This is a genomic window from Bacteroides sp. L008, from assembly GCF_040812255.1.
Taxonomy (GTDB): domain Bacteria; phylum Bacteroidota; class Bacteroidia; order Bacteroidales; family Bacteroidaceae; genus Bacteroides; species Bacteroides vicugnae.
Genome location: NZ_JBFNXO010000001.1, coordinates 2,014,091 through 2,030,386, shown reverse-complemented (window position 1 = coordinate 2,030,386; position 16,296 = coordinate 2,014,091). Strand labels below are relative to the sequence as shown.

The following is a 16,296-nucleotide window of genomic DNA, read 5'->3' as shown; positions in this document are numbered from 1 at the left end:
TTTTGCTTATCAGTAAAGTGCCTTCTTTGAGAAATTAATAGAGAGTGCTATTCTGTCCGCTTACAAGCATTCGCCTGGAAAAACTCATTCAACGTATCTTCATAATTTCCATGAACCATAATATGATGATTTCCCAACGGATTTTTCAGGAAATACTCTGTTGGAGTATTCATGCGGATGCGTATTTGTGTACGGCACATATTAATATAATTGGTATTTTCAGTTAATGTTCCTGTAGATAAGTAATATTCATCCAGACATTCACCGCCGCATTTTATGATCGTTACATCCCCCGTCGGAAGTAACCCTTGTATGGCAATTCCTTTTTCTGTTTCAAAATGATTTCGGATAATATATCTCTCCGTTTGTTTGAGACCTACGGTGCAGTGTGCCAATATCAGTTCATTAGTACGGGTATTGATCATGGAAGGATTTGCCATAAATCCGTCTTTACCCGTAAGTGCTTTAACTGCTAATAGCGTAAAAACAGACTGGAGATCTCCTTCACAACCTGCTATTATCCCGTCATCATTCAATAAAGATAATGCCACGCATCCGGTAGTGTCGATTTGTTCAATCAGTTTAAAACAGCTTAATGTCAGTGCTTCCAGATTTTCTTCCTGACATACCTTTTTTATCGCCCGGTATAGTCGCATTGATTTGATTAAATCTTCGGGAGTCCCTTCGCGACAGGCAAGAGCTTGAGATGCTACAGCCGCGCATGACGCTCCTACCTGGTCATCTGTGATTTGTTGAAAATGATCATAAATCCGTTCCAATGGAATATCTACATATTCAATTCCCCAACGGCGCTTAGCCAGCAAGTAGTCCACGTTACTGGCCACTAACCAGGAAGAAGGACTTCCGATGACTCCGATACGTTTGCCGAATAAGGAACGTTGTGCCCGGAAATTATTATAAAGTGTATGGATACGCAGGATAATGGCTGGTAGTTCACCGTGTAGAATCTCACTTTTCATTCCGCGTCCCCGCAGCCAGGTAGAGATTTCCAATGCAGCTGCAAGGGAGTTCTGCATGCCGTCCGCCAGTAAAATGGCAGGGCGGGGAAGGTTTTCGAAATGCTGTATGACCAGTCTTTCCACCCCGCCGGTAGCGATGAAAATGATTCTGAAATCATCACTATTAAGCTTGTCCATATCTTGATAGTCGACCAGCTTTACAGTATAATATTTTTCAATCTCGCTTAAAATAGCTTCGTGCGAGCCTCTTAGCGAGGATTGTTTGTGAAGGATTGAGGCGAATGAGATAAGGTGTATGGTCATTATGATATTGTTTTAAGTTTTCTGTATGACAAATGTATAGCTTTCTTTTCAAATTACCATAACGATTTTAACCTTGCTAAGGTTTTTAAAGTTTTTATGTCTCTGTATTCAAATTATTGCGTACATTTGCAGCTCCAAGTTAAATAGTAAATAGTAAATTGTAAAATAGTCAATAAAATTATGCCAACCATATCCATTCGCGGAAACGAGATGCCTGCATCTCCTATCAGAAAGCTGGCTCCTTTGGCAGATGCTGCCAAGCAACGCGGAGTCCATGTGTTTCACCTGAACATCGGACAGCCTGATCTGCCCACTCCTCAGGCCGCGATTGACGCGATACGCAATATTGATCGTAAAGTACTGGAATATAGTCCCAGTGCCGGTTATCGTAGCTATCGCGAGAAATTAGTGGGATATTATGCAAAGTTTAATATCAATCTGACTGCAGACGATATAATCATTACATCGGGAGGTTCGGAAGCCGTACTTTTTTCCTTTCTTTCTTGTCTGAATCCGGGAGATGAAATTATCGTTCCGGAACCTGCATACGCTAACTATATGGCATTTGCCATCTCTGCCGGAGCAAAGATTCGCACTATTGCTACGACCATTGAAGAAGGCTTTTCCCTTCCGAAAGTAGAGAAGTTTGAAGAACTGATTAATGAACGTACCAAAGCAATCCTGATTTGTAATCCGAATAATCCGACCGGTTATTTGTATACTCGTCGTGAAATGAATCAGATTCGTGACTTGGTGAAGAAGTATGATTTGTTTCTTTTCTCCGATGAAGTATATCGTGAGTTTATATATACAGGATCTCCTTATATCTCTGCCTGCCATCTGGAAGGAATTGAGAATAATGTCGTACTGATTGACTCCGTATCCAAACGTTATTCAGAATGTGGTATCCGCATCGGTGCGTTGATTACCAAAAACAAAGAAATACGTGATGCTGTCATGAAGTTCTGCCAGGCACGCCTAAGTCCTCCATTGATTGGACAGATTGCCGCAGAGGCTTCTTTAGACGCTCCGGAAGAATATTATCGTGAGACGTATGATGAATACGTTGAGCGTCGTAAATGCCTGATTGACGGTTTAAACCGTATTCCCGGTGTTTATTCACCCATTCCGATGGGAGCTTTCTATACAGTGGCCAAACTTCCGGTAGATGACTCTGATAAGTTCTGTGCGTGGTGTCTTTCTGATTTTGAGTATGAAGGTCAGACTGTATTCATGGCTCCGGCTTCCGGTTTTTATACCACCCCGGGTTCCGGAATCAATCAGGTTCGTATTGCTTACGTATTGAAGAAAGAAGATTTAACCCGTGCACTTTTTGTCTTGCAGAAGGCTTTGGAAGTGTATCCGGGAAGAACGGAATAAATTTAAGTATTAAGTATCAGGTATTAAGTATTTATACAAATTGTCTCTATCACTTTTCATAGCCCGGCGTATCTATCGTGAAAGCGATGGCGGAAAGCAGGTGTCACGTCCTGCGGTCCTCATTGCTATGGCGGGTATTGCTATTGGTTTGGCTGTAATGATTATTGCAGTGGCGGTAGTCATCGGGTTTAAAAGTGAAGTGAGAAATAAAGTTATAGGGTTCGGATCGCATATCCAGATTACCAATCTGGATGCGGTCAGTTCTTACGAAACTCATCCGATTGTGGTAGGAGACAGTATGATGACTGCTCTTGCTGATTATCCGGAAATAAGTCATGTACAGCGTTTTTCTACTAAACCGGGAATGATTAAGACGGATGATGCTTTTCAGGGAATGGTATTAAAAGGCGTAGGTCCGGAATTTGACCCTCATTTTATAAAGGAATATTTGGTGGAAGGCGAGATACCTGTTTTCAGTGATTCTGTTTCTTCCAATCAGGTGCTTATTTCCAAGGCGTTGGCCACTAAGATGAAGTTGAAACTGGGAGACAAGATATACACCTATTATATACAGGACGATATCCGTGCCCGGCGTCTGACAATTGCCGGAATTTATCAAACGAACTTTTCCGAATACGACAATCTCTTTTTATTGACGGATCTTAATCTGGTGAATCGGTTGAACGGCTGGCAACCGGAGCAGGTGACCGGTGTAGAGTTACAGGTGAAAGATTACGATAAACTGGAGGACATAACGTATGAAATCGCAACTGATATAGATAACCGGATGGATAAACTGGGCGGTGTGTATTATGTGCGTAATATCGAACAGTTGAATCCGCAGATATTTGCTTGGCTCGACTTATTGGATTTGAATGTATGGGTCATCCTGTTTCTGATGATAGGGGTGGCCGGTTTTACTATGATTTCCGGCCTGTTGATAATCATCATCGAACGTACCAATATGATTGGTATTTTAAAAGCATTGGGAGCCAACAATTTCACGATTCGTAGAACCTTTCTTTGGTTTGCAGTCTTTTTGATTGGTAAAGGCATGCTTTGGGGCAATGCCATTGGTTTGGCTTTCTGTATTCTTCAGTCACAGTTCGGACTGTTTAAACTTGATCCGGAGACTTACTATGTGGATACTGTTCCGGTTTCCTTTAATGTATTACTTTTCGTTTTGATTAATCTCGGCACTTTGTTTGCATCTGTATTGATGCTGATTGGTCCTTCATTTCTGATCACTAAGATCAATCCGGCAAGCTCCATGAGATACGAATAATCCTCTTTTTTCCTATCTGATTTTTACTGCAAAAATAATTTGGTCCATTGCGTGATGTGGAGTGAATAATATGTCTATATTTGCGCCCAATTTACTTAATATCCTCTTGTAGGTTTAATTTTTAACCATTATGAATAATGTGTTAATTCTGTTGGATAATCTGGATGACTGGAAACCGTATTATGAGACAAGTAGTGTCCTGACTGTTTCCGACTATCTGAAAAACAAGCCGGTGGAGAAAGACCGGAAGTTAGTTATTAATCTTAGCAATGATTACAGTTATAACTCTGAAGGGTATTACTGTTCGCTGCTAGCCCAAACGAGAGGACAGAAAGTCATTCCGGATGTTGATATCATCAACAAAATGGAGGCCGGAACGGGGGTGCGGATGGATCGTAGTCTGCAAGCCCTTTGCTATCAATGGATACAGAAGAATGACATCAAGGATGATATCTGGTATCTGAATATCTACTTTGGCAAATGCCGGGAAAAAGGTCTGGAACGGATTGCACGTTTTATTTTCGAGAATTACCCTTGTCCATTGTTGAGAGTGGCTTTGAATACTCATCCCAAAAATCAGATTGAGGGTATTCATTTTCTTTCCCTGAATCAGCTCAATGATGAAGAGCAGGATTTTTTTGCCAATACGCTGGATAACTTTAACAAGAAAATATGGCGTGCACCGAAGTCGGCAAAGGCTTCCCGCTATAGTCTGGCTGTATTGGTCGATCCACAGGAGAAATTTCCTCCCAGCAATAAAGGCGCTCTGCACAAATTGACGGAGGTAGCTAGGAAAATGAATATCCATGTGGAGATGATTACCGAAGATGACGCTATTCGTTTGCTCGAATTTGATGCCTTGTTTATTCGTACTACAACGTCGCTCAATCATTATACATTCCATTTGTCACAGTTGGCTGCACAAAACGGAATGGCTGTCATTGACGATCCGCTGTCTATCATCCGGTGCACGAATAAAGTGTATCTGAAAGAACTTTTTGAGAAAGAAAAGATACCTGCTCCCAAGTCTACATTGATTTTTCAATCCAACCATCATTCGTTCGAACAGATAAGCGAACAGGTAGGCGCTCCTTTTATCCTGAAGATACCGGATGGCTCTTATTCCATTGGTATGAAAAAAGTGTCGAACGAAGAAGAGTTGCAAGCCAGTCTGAAGATACTGTTTGAAAAATCGGCTATCTTGCTGGCACAGGCATTTACTCCAACGGAGTTTGACTGGCGTGTCGGTTTATTGAACGGTGTACCGCTCTATGCTTGCAAATATTATATGGCAAAAGGACACTGGCAGATTTACTGTCATTATGATTCGGGCAGAAGCCGTTGTGGATTGGTAGATACGATTCCTATTTATCAGGTGCCTCGTGTGGTATTGGATACAGCTGTTAAGGCTGCCAATCTGATAGGAAAAGGGTTGTATGGAGTCGATCTGAAAATGGTGGATGATAAGGCTTATGTAATTGAAATCAATGATAATCCGAGCATTGATCATGGACTGGAAGATGCCATTATCGGTGATGAAATGTATTACCGTTTGTTGAATCACTTTGAACAAGCGTTAGAAACGAAACATTATTGATTATGGAGCCGATAGTCGTCCGTAAAGCACAGCAGGCAGACATTCCCGCTATTTTGGAAATAGAGTGGGAGTGTTTTCGGGAAGACAGTTTCTCAAAGGAGCAGTTTGCCTATCTGATAAGTCGTTCGAAAGGAACTTTCTATGTGATGATGGAGGGAGATAGGGTGATTGCTTATGTTTCCCTGTTATTTCATGGGGGAACTCGCTATTTAAGAATCTATTCGATAGCTGTTCATCCGGATTATAGAGGAAGAGGACTGGGGCAGGTATTGATGGATCAGACGATTCAGACGGCCGGCGAATGTAAGGCTGCAAAGATTACGCTTGAAGTGAAAGTGACCAATACTTCCGCTATCGGACTATATATGAAAAATGGCTTTATTCCTGCAGGAATAAAGCCATGCTATTATCACGATGGTTCGGATGCTATTTATATGCAGCGATTGATTCAATAATAAGTCTGCCTTCTCACGAAATCCGGTTTATCTTCTCATGAAATCCCCTTTTCCCCGGAAGAAACGGCAGAGTTTGAACTTCAATGACTGTACAGGTTGGATAAGGTCGAAAACAAGTAACGAGAAATAGTATTTCCGTCCTCCACCCATTTCTTTGGCCGTGCGGTTGATAACGACAGCTTGTATTGTAAAGCGCAGTAACCAGATCAGGAATGCGATGCCTGCTACCAGCCAGTGGAAATTAAGAATCCCGAATACGATACCTGCTATACAGGTAATATAGAATAACAAACGGGAGAGTGTCTCAAATCCCAGAAGGTAACGCTGTATTCCATGGTAGAATCTGGCAGTAGCCATATAACTAACCTTTTCTTCTTTCCAATCTTTGTAGCGATATACGGGCTGTATTCGTGTGGTAGCGTTGAAGTCTGTTTCAACACGGGTGTTGGAGGAGGTAGCTAGCTCATTAATGAATAAATCATCTTCTCCACGTTGAAGATTCAGGTATTTGGAGAAACCTTTCTGTTGAAAGAATAGTTCTTTTCGGTAAGCCAGGTTGCGTCCGATACCGATATAAGGTTTTCCGGCTAGCGCGAATCCCAGATAGCGCAAGGACTGGAATAAAGCGTCGAATGCAGTACGTTTGTGCAACCATCCTTTTGTGCGGTCATATCCGCTATATCCCAACACAATTTGAGTCTGTGGAGTGAAATTACGTGCCATCAGTTTTAGCCATTGGTTGCTGGCGGGCATACAGTTTGTTTCCGTAAATACCAGCCAGTCATGTTTGCTGGCTTTGATGCCTAACGTCAGAGCCAGTTTCTTATGACTGATATAGCGTGCACTTTCGGGTGTAAAACTATGGTAAAGATGAGGATATTTTTCTTCCATCACTCCCAATATATCCTCGGTATCATCTGTGGAAGCATCATTGATGACAATCACTTCAAATTGTGGATAGTCCTGTTCCAGAATGGCAGGTAGAATTTTACGAAGATTTTCAGCCTCATTGCGTGCGCAGAGAATCACGGAAAGTGGAGGCTGTTCTCGTGTGAAATGCGCCTCTTCTTTGTCCACAGCCTTATTATGGACATGTATTCGATTGTACAGGCCGAAATAATAAATGAGCTGAATGATAAAAAGAATACCTGCCGCCGATAAAAGAATCAGTTCGACAGTATTGAATGTAAATGTTTCCATCAAATTTTAGTGTCGTTTTTACAGCCGCAAAAGTACACAATTTTTCGGTAGTTCCGTCATCTCGATGGGAGGTTATTTCGCAAGTCGAGATATTCTTTCTTGAACATATCCACAAAAAGAAAGAATAATGAAAGAAGCAATGGACCGAAGATGACTCCCATAAACCCGAATATCGGCAGGCCGATGACTACTCCGAAAATAGTGATAAGCGGATGCGTATCCGCCATCTTCTTTTGGAGGATGAACCGGATAAGGTTGTCCGATTGCGATACGACGATAGCCCCATAGCCAAAAAGCCCGATGGCGTTGAACCAGTCTCCGCTGATGGCAAGATAAGCGGCTACAGGAAACCATACCAATGCCGTACCTACCATCGGAATGATGGTTGCAAAGCAGGTCAGGAATCCCAGCATCAGTATGTTGGGTGCTCCGAAAAGCAGATAGCCTATCATAGCCACGCCTCCTTGGATGATAGCCAGTAAGGGAATACCGATAGCATTGGAACGGACAATCATATTGATTTCGTGAATGACTTCCTGCGTATTGGTTTCATTAAATGGCAGAATGTCATTGACATAAGCTTCCATCTTTTTTCCTCCAATCAGCATGAAATAAAGCACAAAGATCATGACGAACAGGTTGATGGCAAGGCTGCTGATGCTTTCCATTATAATTTGTCCGATACGGGGAAGTATGGACATGATGAATGACAGCGTATCTTTTCCCAATACATCGTATCCTGTTTTCTCTTTGATGAATTCTGCTACCTGTTGAATAGGTGCAATATAGGTCTGTGGATCCAGATTGATATCTTGTAACTTGTTTGCCACCATCCAGACAGTCAACCCCAAAGGGATAAGAAAGACGAAAATCGTTTCTGCGGTAATCAACAGTGCGCTGATGCTTCGTTTCAGCTTTCGTTTTTCTACCAGATGATTCATCTGTCCGCGTACAAGAATGTAGATGGTGAGTGCTCCCAGCAATCCCCCCAGAAAAGGAGTGATTTGGCGGAAGATGATGACTCCCATAAACAGGATGATGACAATGAGGGAATATTTCCAGTATTGTTCTTTGGTGCTCATATCGTGTAAAATTCGTTTATATGATAATAAACACTCGAAGACCGTGAAAGGTTTGTTTTACAGTGAAATGTCGATATGAAAAACTGTTTTACCGGGACGGCTTTCCAAAATAGACAGATGACCGTTGTGGTTACGGATGATTTGTCGGCAGAGACTTAACCCGATACCGGTTCCTTCAGATTTGATGGTGAAGAACGGAATGAATACTTTTTCCTGCAGGATAGGTTTCAGCTGGTCGTATTGGGCTAATTGCTGGCATCCAAACAAGGTCAGTGCGGCACTGCGATCTCAAAGCATGGTTCTTTATAGTACCTGTATTGCTGATGCTGTTTATCTCATTTGTGACAGTGGCTTTCCAGACAATGAAAATAATAATGAGCAAACCTGCTCGTTCATTACGATATGAGTAATCTCTGAATCTACTCCATCGGATATTCGTTAATATCCGATGGATTTATGTTAAATGTTAACGAAACTGTTACTTCTATTAAACCATGTTATAAGATACGCTGCTTGAGCCTGAAAATTTGGAGATATGCAGAAAGTCCGTATCTTTGCAATGTGTTTTTCATAGTATTAGATTTAAGGTTAACAAAAGATTGGCTGTCTGGGATAGATAGCCTTTTTTTATGCTCTTTTCCAAGCAGAAAGATAGCGTCACTATCCGGTCGGGATGGTTACCCTATCCCATGAATATACCGTCACTATCATAAGTGGATACCGTCACCATGTTTAAAATGAGTTTTTTCTGTCTTTTCTATTATTCTATCATTCTCATCCTATCGTGAGTTGTCAATAAAATTCCAATATGCTTATTGGTTGGAATGGTAATTTGGTAAAGTGTTGATATTTAACGGCATTTATTGTTTGGATCTTATATGCTATGTTTTTGTACTTATAAGTATTCGTTGGCTATTCATTTGCTACCTTAAATGTACTTTACTGTTATAAAAGAATAATAATCAGAAGTTTATCGTATTACCGGAAATTAATACCGTAACTTGCAGAAAAGGAAATCCCGTCTATTTTATCCCCGAATATAAACTATCCTAAAAAAGAAATGAATTATGAAAGGTCAAGAGAAAAAAAGAGAAGCAAAGAAAGAAAAGTCGGACAAGAAGATTAAAGTACTGACTGATTATCAGAGAGAGAAGCAGAGTAAGAGTGACAAAGGAATGAGTATAATACCAAGGACATAATGGTACATGTAAAAAGGGAAGGTGTTATATTGGAAAGAACTTCGCTTGAGTTTGAGAACGAAGGTGTGATGAATCCGGCAGTGATTGTCGAAGGAAATACGGTGCATATGTTTTATCGTGCAGTCAAAAAAGGAAACTATTCATCCATCGGTTATTGCCGGCTTGAAGGTCCTTTGACGGTGGTAGAGAGGGATGTGGCTCCATTGCTGTTTTCCGAGTTTGAGTATGAGTGCCAAGGAGTGGAAGATCCCCGGATCGTAAAGATAGAGGATCTCTATTATCTCACTTATACAGCCTATGACGGATACAGTGCTGTCGGTGCTCTCGCCGTTTCTTCGGATTTGAGACATTTTGAGAAGAAAGGCATCATTACTTCCCAGATAACCTATCCGCAATTCCGGGAACAGCTTCGTACCCAGCAGGCCATTATCAGTAAATATTTCCGCTCCGGCAATAAACGTGAGGCAACTAACGAGAAAGGGCATCCGCTTTATATGATGGATAAGAACGTAGTATTCTTTCCCCGGAAAATCAACGGGAAGTTTTATTTTATGCATCGTATTCGTCCTGACATCCAGTATGTGGCGGTAGAGCGTTTTGATATGCTGACGAAAGAGTTCTGGAAAAGATACTATCAGAATTTCGCCAAACGCATCCTGCTGGCGCCTTATCACGATCATGAATCAAGTTACATCGGAGCCGGATGTCCCCCGATAGAGACAAAGGCCGGTTGGCTGTTGATTTATCATAGTGTATATGATACTCCTTCCGGCTATGTTTATTCCGCCTGTGCGGCTTTGTTGGATATAGACAATCCGGCTATTGAAATAGCCCGTTTGCCTTATCCGTTGTTCACTCCCGAGGCAGAATATGAACTGTCCGGTGTAGTCAATAGAGTTTGTTTTCCAACGGGCACAGCCCTGTTTGGCGACACTCTCTATATCTATTATGGAGCAGCCGACAAATATGTGGCTTGCGTGTCAGTGCAACTGACAGAGTTGTTAGATGAATTAATAAAACAAATCAAATGAGAAAAATAATATGTATTACTACTTATCCTCCTCGTGAATGTGGCATAGCCACTTTTGCCCAGGACTTGATCCGGGCTATCCTTTCAAAGTTTGGAGAATCTTACTCCATAAAGATATGTGCAGTGGAGTCCGATACGGAAAAACAGACTTGTACGGAAGACGTCGAGTATGTTCTTGATACGTCGGATATTTCTGCATATGCTACTTTAACCAGACAGTTGAATGAAAATTCTGAAGTTAAAATGGTGCTGGTGCAGCATGAATTCGGATTATATGCAGCGCAGGAAGAAGCTTTTCTGCAAATGTTGCAACAACTTCTCAAACCCGTGATTCTTGTCTTTCATACAGTACTTGCGCAACCTTCACCCGCCCTTTACCGGAGTGTGGGAAGAATGATGGCTACCTGTGCGAATCTGGTAGTCATGACACAAAACTCCCGGGAGATTCTCCTGCGGGATTATCAGGCAGATGGAGATAAAATTACGGTGATTCCTCACGGTACCCATTTAGTATCGTTCAGAGATAAGAGCAAATTAAAAGATTTTTATCAGCTTTCGGGCAGGCGTGTGCTTTCTACCTTCGGGCTGCTCAGTCCCGGCAAAAGTATCGAAACCACATTGGATGCCTTACCGGCCATTGTGAAGACGAATCCTTCTGTGATATTCCTTATTATCGGCAAAACGCATCCGGGGGTGCTGAAAGTAGAAGGAGAGAAATATCGTAATCTGTTGGAAGCGAAAATAAAGGAGTTGCATCTGGAAGAACATGTGCTCTTTATCAATCAATATCTTGAACTTCCCGTCTTATTGGAATATTTGCAGTTGACAGATGTGTATCTTTTTACTTCAAGTGACCCGAATCAGGCAGTGAGCGGGACATTTGTTTATGCGTTAAGCTGCGGATGCCCGATTATAGCTACCCCTATTCCCCATGCATTGGAATTGTTGAGTGATGATTCCGGTATCATCTTCGACTTTAAGAATTCGGAGCAGTTGTCCGAAGCTGCCAATCATCTGCTTGCTGATGAAAAGTTGCGGACTCAGATGAAACTGGTCGGTCTGCAGAAGACAGCGGCTACAGCTTGGGAAAATGTGGCTATTGCCTATGCGTCTCTTTTCCAGAAAACGGGCAGGGTGGAAGAGGAACTGATTTACTCTCTGCCTCCCATAGACACTTACCATATCCGGCGCATGAGCCGCCAGTGGGGAATTATCCAGTTTTCGAAAGGAAATCGTCCGGACAGTTCCACCGGCTATACATTGGATGATACGGCACGTGCGTTAATGGCGATGTGTCAGGTGGTTGCTACGGGACAGGGAAAAGTGAAAGAGCGGTATGTCAAGACCTACTTGAATTTTATCCGTTACTGTCAGCAGCCGGACGGCTCTTTTTTGAATTACGTGGATAAAGATGGAATATTCACTTTGCAAAATGAGGAAGTGGGACTGGACGATAGTAATGGACGGGCTGTTTGCGCTTTGGGATATTTTATTTCTTGTGCCGGGCATTTTCCCGCTCCGTGGAAAGAGGAGGCGGAAGCTATTCTCAAGCGTACCTTCCAACGGTTCGACCGGATAGAGTCTCCCCGTAGCATTGCTTTTATGCTCAAGGGATTCTACTATTATAGCCGTGAATGTCCTTCGGCGCAGACCGATGCGTGCATCTGGCTGTTGGCCAATAAACTGGCGCAGATATATCGTCGAACGGCAGAAGTGCATTGGCGATGGTTTGAGGCATATCTCACTTATGATAATGCCATTTTGCCGGAAGCAATGTTGTTGGCCCATCTGGCTATTGGCAGAGAGGAGTATAAAGAAATAGCCCATGAATCTTTCGAATTCTTATTGAAAAAAGTATTTGTAGGCAGTCGTATTCAGGTGGTTTCCAATCAGGGATGGATGCACAAAGGGAAGAGCAGTCATGGATTTGGAGAACAGCCCGTAGACGTGGCGGGCATGGTGATTGCTCTGAAGACCTTTTATCAAGTATTTAAGGACGAAAAATATCTTCGTATGCAAAAAGATGCTTTCAACTGGTTTCTGGGCAATAACCATTTACATCAGATTGTTTACAATCCTGCTACCGGTGGTTGCTATGACGGACTGGAAGAAAATAACATCAATTTGAATCAGGGAGCGGAATCTACCGTTTGCTATTTGATGGCACGACTGTCTCTTTTATCTGACTAATTCTGTATATTTGCAGGCATAAACTGCAATGTTATGAAATCGGTATTTATTAAGGTGCTTCGTGTACTGATGCTTTTTATAGTTATTATTTCGTGTGCTGTCGGTTACGTTGTTTATGAAGATACGTTGGCCAGTTGGTGGATACCTGTCGGAGTGGCTTTAGTGATTGCTATTCTTACACTTCCTCTTTATAAAAAGTGGACATGGTTGACGGCAGGAAGTGATAAAACCCTCAATCTGCTTTGCCATGTGGTTTGTGTGGGAGCTGTCAGCTATGCATTGTTTCTGGTGGGAAACTATTGTCTGGCGGATCCTGCTTCCACGCAGGATGAAAAAGTTATCGTGCAGAAGAAACTTCAGAAGACGTATAAGAAGACACGCCGGGTAGGTAAGCGGCGTTATGTGTCGGATGGTGTGCGTAAGGAATACTATCTACAGGTGGCCTTTGAGAATGGAACTGTGGAAACGTTGCACGTATCACTCTCTACCTATAATAAGACCCGGCAAGGCAAAACAAAGACACTGACTTTGCAGAAAGGATTCTTCGGGCTTCCAGTGATAACGAAAGGACTTTAAAATATAATTGCTGCAAGAACTTCCGGAACTGTTCTCTCTTGCAGTCTGTGAAGGGGAAAAGGGATTCCGGTGTGGAAACCGGATCGGAAAGGCTAGACAATAATATAATATATACTATAAATCTTTTCATTTATAGATATATTTTAAAAAGAGATCTATCATACTTATTCCTTTGATAATTAGAATAATATTAAAATGAATGGTGGTATGATAGATCTTTTTTTACTATGTAATATTTAGCTCATCCATACGGAAATGAACCGTTTAGGATACGGTTGTATTGGGTAGCTCATTCTTTTCAAACCAATAGTTTTTTATATCATATTAAAAATAGAACATTCAGATTGAAAAAGGTGTATGACTTTTCTGGTTGATTTTTATTCTTCATGTCAATAAAGTCTTGCTAATCCCGTATTTTGTCTACAAACAAGCTGTGTTCGTCTCATTGGAAAAATAAGTGATGTCCTATCCTTTATCTTCGTGTCGAAATAGAAAACAGAATAAGTCATGAAGATGAATAAAACTATGTTGCTGGAAGAAGTAGCACTCCGTTCGGGAGTATCAGTAGATGAATGCGGAGTAGTACTTAAAACCTTAGAAAGAGTTTTAAGTGAGGAGCTCACGCGGAAAATGTATCGTTATGGAGGATGGATATTGTTATTAATTGCTTTATTTGTGTCCGTAGCTGCTTTCGGGCAGACGGCAGAGCGTAAAGGACGTCCGGTGCAGACGATTCGCGGGATTGTAGTAGACGGAGATTCGAAATATCCTATACCGTATGCGACTGTGAAATTGTCAGATAAGGAAGGGGTAGGGACGACAACGGACAGTCTCGGACGTTTCACCCTTCCGCAGGTCCCTGTCGGAAGACATACGGTAGAAGCAGCGTTCATGGGGTATGAACCCGGCATTTTCAGAGAAATATTGGTGACTTCCGCTAAAGAAGTCTATCTGGAAATCCCTCTGAAAGAGAGCGTGAACGAACTGAATGAAGTAGTGATCCGGGCACGGACAAACAAAGAGGAAGCGATGAATAAAATGGCTACCACCGGGGCGCGTATGTTGAGCGTGGAAGAAGCGAGCCGTTACGCAGGCGGGTTTGACGACCCTGCACGTCTGGTTTCCGCTTTTGCCGGAGTGGCACCCAGTGTTTCATCCAATGGCATTTCCATTCATGGCAATGCGCCCCATCTGCTGCAATGGAGACTGGAAGATGTTGAAATCCCCAATCCGAATCATTTTGCCGATATCGCTACGTTGGGCGGAGGAATCCTTTCTTCCCTTAGTTCGCAAGTGCTCGGAAATTCCGATTTCTTCACCGGAGCTTTTCCGGCTGAATATGGAAATGCCGTATCCGGCGTGTTCGATATGAAGCTGCGCAACGGTAACAATCAAAAGAATGAAAACACGATTCAGGTGGGAATCATGGGGATTGATGTTGCTTCCGAAGGCCCGTTGAGCAAGAAGCATAAGGCATCTTATATCTTCAATTACCGTTACTCTACCACCGGACTGCTGAATCTTGACGGAGGGACAATGGATTATCAGGACTTGAACTTCAAGCTGAACTTCCCGACAAGGAAAGCCGGAACATTCTCCGTCTGGGGAACCAGCCTGATAGATAAGTTCAAAAGCGACATGGAACGTGACACAGAGAAATGGGAGTATCTGGGTGACCGTAGCGAATCGAAAGACAAACAGTATATGGCAGCCGGAGGTATCAGCCACCGTTATTTCTTCAATAATGATGCATCATTGAGAACGACCGTTGCCGCCACCTATTCGCAACTGGACGGAGGGGCATCTTTGTTCAATCATGCTTTGGAGTCCACTCCCTATATGGATCTCGAGTCGAAACATACGAACCTGATACTGACGACCACTTTCAACCGTAAATTCAGCAACCGGTTTACCAATAAGACAGGATTTACCTACACCGCTATGTTTTATGATATGAATCTGTCCATTGCTCCTTATGAAGCCCAATCACTGGAAACCGTATCTCAAGGCAACGGCACCACCAGCCTGATTTCCGCCTACAACAGCTCTTCCGTAGGATTGGGCGAACGGTGGACACTGAATGCCGGTATCTACGGGCAGTTGCTGACGTTGAACAACAAATGGTCTGTCGAACCCCGTGTGGGACTGAAATGGCAGACTGCTCCGAAAGCTACCTTTGCGCTTGCTTACGGTATGTACAGCCGCATGGAGAAAATGGATGTCTATTTCGTGAAAATGAAAGGGACGGAAAATAAGTCCGTCAACAAAGACTTGGATTTTACTAAGGCACAGCACCTCATGTTGTCCTTCGGTTACAAGATTTCCGACCGCATGAATCTGAAAATAGAACCTTATATCCAGTTCCTTCACGACGTACCTGTAATGGCAGACAGTTCGTACTCCGTACTCAACCGCTCCGACTTCTACGTAGAAGATGCATTGGTCAATAAAGGAAGAGGGCGTAATGTGGGAATTGACATCACCCTTGAACGTTTTTTGGAGAAAGGACTTTATTACATGATTTCGGGCTCTTGGTTCGACTCCCGTTACCGCGGTGGAGACGGTGTATGGTATAACACGAAGTTCAACCGTAATTATGTCATCAACGGACTGATTGGCAAGGAATGGATGCTGGGACGCAACAAGCAGAATATCCTTAGTGTCAACCTGAAACTGACTCTGCAAGGAGGCGACCGCTATTCTCCTTTCGATAGGGAAGCAACGATGAATCATCCGGACAAGGAAGTGCAGTATGATGAAACGAAAGCGTTCTCCAAACAGTATTCGCCCATGTTTATCGGTAATTATACAGTCAGCTATCGCATTAACAAACGGAAAGTATCTCATGAATTTGCCATGAAGGGACTAAACTTTACCGGAGCAAAAGAACACTACGGGCATGAATATAATGTGAAAACCGGGAAAATAGATGCGACTGATGGTTCTACGGTATTGACAAATGTGAGTTATAAACTTGAATTCTAACTGGAAAAGTTCTATCTTCGTCTTTTAAATATAA

General features: G+C 42.5%; 12 protein-coding genes and 1 pseudogene. 9 read left to right on the top strand and 4 right to left on the bottom strand.

Translation table 11 applies throughout. From position 1 onward, the window contains the following. Nucleotides 1-47: 47 nt before the first annotated feature. Entirely contained in the window at nt 48-1,283 is a 1,236-nt protein-coding gene (locus AB3G73_RS08285; RefSeq protein ID WP_320980417.1) for a fucose isomerase, read from the bottom strand. 180 nt (nt 1,284-1,463) lie between these two features. On the opposite strand from AB3G73_RS08285, the gene AB3G73_RS08280 reads away from it, so the two are divergent. The 4 genes from AB3G73_RS08280 (at nt 1,464) to rimI (ending at nt 6,000) form a co-directional block, all read left to right on the top strand. Continuing rightward, entirely contained in the window at nt 1,464-2,663 is a 1,200-nt protein-coding gene (locus AB3G73_RS08280; RefSeq protein ID WP_148364872.1) for a pyridoxal phosphate-dependent aminotransferase, read from the top strand. 40 nt (nt 2,664-2,703) lie between these two features. Next, nucleotides 2,704-3,948 (top strand): ABC transporter permease, encoded by a 1,245-nt coding sequence (locus tag AB3G73_RS08275; protein WP_167511764.1) that lies wholly within the window; start codon nt 2,704-2,706, stop codon nt 3,946-3,948. A gap of 130 nt (nt 3,949-4,078) precedes the next feature. Further along, entirely contained in the window at nt 4,079-5,545 is a 1,467-nt protein-coding gene (locus AB3G73_RS08270; RefSeq protein ID WP_148364873.1) for a RimK family protein, read from the top strand. A gap of 2 nt (nt 5,546-5,547) precedes the next feature. Then, nucleotides 5,548-6,000 carry a ribosomal protein S18-alanine N-acetyltransferase gene (rimI, locus tag AB3G73_RS08265; RefSeq protein WP_167511765.1) on the top strand — a complete coding sequence of 151 codons (453 nt, stop codon included), beginning with the start codon at nt 5,548-5,550 and terminating at the stop codon, nt 5,998-6,000. A 27-nt stretch (nt 6,001-6,027) separates the two neighbouring features. On the opposite strand, the gene AB3G73_RS08260 is transcribed toward rimI, so the two are convergent. The 3 genes and pseudogenes from AB3G73_RS08260 to AB3G73_RS08250 all read right to left on the bottom strand — a co-directional run. Next, nucleotides 6,028-7,200, bottom strand: coding sequence for a glycosyltransferase (locus AB3G73_RS08260; RefSeq protein ID WP_074638739.1), 1,173 nt, complete (start codon nt 7,198-7,200; stop codon nt 6,028-6,030). 56 nt (nt 7,201-7,256) lie between these two features. After that, nucleotides 7,257-8,282 (bottom strand): AI-2E family transporter, encoded by a 1,026-nt coding sequence (locus AB3G73_RS08255; protein WP_004300618.1) that lies wholly within the window; start codon nt 8,280-8,282, stop codon nt 7,257-7,259. A gap of 57 nt (nt 8,283-8,339) precedes the next feature. Beyond that, a pseudogene (locus AB3G73_RS08250) lies at nt 8,340-8,501 on the bottom strand (ATP-binding protein); the annotation flags it as partial. A gap of 848 nt (nt 8,502-9,349) precedes the next feature. Between AB3G73_RS08250 and AB3G73_RS08245 the strand changes: the two are divergent. From AB3G73_RS08245 to AB3G73_RS08225, 5 genes are all read left to right on the top strand, one after another. Continuing rightward, nucleotides 9,350-9,481, top strand: a complete 132-nt coding sequence (locus AB3G73_RS08245) for a hypothetical protein (RefSeq protein ID WP_255299422.1) — start codon at nt 9,350-9,352, stop codon at nt 9,479-9,481. Beyond that, nucleotides 9,481-10,512: a pesticidal protein Cry7Aa gene (locus AB3G73_RS08240; RefSeq protein ID WP_367744462.1), complete on the top strand. Its 1,032-nt coding sequence runs from the start codon at nt 9,481-9,483 to the stop codon at nt 10,510-10,512. The genes AB3G73_RS08245 and AB3G73_RS08240 overlap by 1 nt, the downstream gene beginning before the upstream one ends. Beyond that, nucleotides 10,509-12,701, top strand: coding sequence for a glycosyltransferase (locus AB3G73_RS08235; RefSeq protein ID WP_367744460.1), 2,193 nt, complete (start codon nt 10,509-10,511; stop codon nt 12,699-12,701). Before AB3G73_RS08240 ends, AB3G73_RS08235 begins: the two co-directional genes overlap by 4 nt. 33 nt (nt 12,702-12,734) lie before the next feature. Continuing rightward, nucleotides 12,735-13,277 carry a DUF2500 family protein gene (locus AB3G73_RS08230; RefSeq protein WP_148364876.1) on the top strand — a complete coding sequence of 181 codons (543 nt, stop codon included), beginning with the start codon at nt 12,735-12,737 and terminating at the stop codon, nt 13,275-13,277. Nucleotides 13,278-13,784: 507 nt separating this feature from the next. Further along, the gene (locus AB3G73_RS08225) at nt 13,785-16,262 is read left to right on the top strand and encodes a carboxypeptidase-like regulatory domain-containing protein (RefSeq protein WP_367744457.1); all 2,478 of its coding nucleotides are present in this window, start codon (nt 13,785-13,787) and stop codon (nt 16,260-16,262) included. Nucleotides 16,263-16,296 lie beyond the last annotated feature (34 nt).

Excerpts from the sequence above, each read along its gene's own strand:
- AB3G73_RS08255 (WP_004300618.1), bottom strand. The coding sequence starts at position 8,282 with ATGAGCACCAAAGAACAATACTGGAAATATTCCCTCATTGTCATCATC.
- AB3G73_RS08230 (WP_148364876.1), top strand. The coding sequence starts at position 12,735 with ATGAAATCGGTATTTATTAAGGTGCTTCGTGTACTGATGCTTTTTATA.
- AB3G73_RS08285 (WP_320980417.1), bottom strand. The coding sequence starts at position 1,283 with ATGACCATACACCTTATCTCATTCGCCTCAATCCTTCACAAACAATCC.
- AB3G73_RS08235 (WP_367744460.1), top strand. The coding sequence starts at position 10,509 with ATGAGAAAAATAATATGTATTACTACTTATCCTCCTCGTGAATGTGGC.
- AB3G73_RS08270 (WP_148364873.1), top strand. The coding sequence starts at position 4,079 with ATGAATAATGTGTTAATTCTGTTGGATAATCTGGATGACTGGAAACCG.
- rimI (WP_167511765.1), top strand. The coding sequence starts at position 5,548 with ATGGAGCCGATAGTCGTCCGTAAAGCACAGCAGGCAGACATTCCCGCT.
- AB3G73_RS08260 (WP_074638739.1), bottom strand. The coding sequence starts at position 7,200 with ATGGAAACATTTACATTCAATACTGTCGAACTGATTCTTTTATCGGCG.
- AB3G73_RS08280 (WP_148364872.1), top strand. The coding sequence starts at position 1,464 with ATGCCAACCATATCCATTCGCGGAAACGAGATGCCTGCATCTCCTATC.
- AB3G73_RS08225 (WP_367744457.1), top strand. The coding sequence starts at position 13,785 with ATGAAGATGAATAAAACTATGTTGCTGGAAGAAGTAGCACTCCGTTCG.
- AB3G73_RS08245 (WP_255299422.1), top strand. The coding sequence starts at position 9,350 with ATGAAAGGTCAAGAGAAAAAAAGAGAAGCAAAGAAAGAAAAGTCGGAC.
- AB3G73_RS08240 (WP_367744462.1), top strand. The coding sequence starts at position 9,481 with ATGGTACATGTAAAAAGGGAAGGTGTTATATTGGAAAGAACTTCGCTT.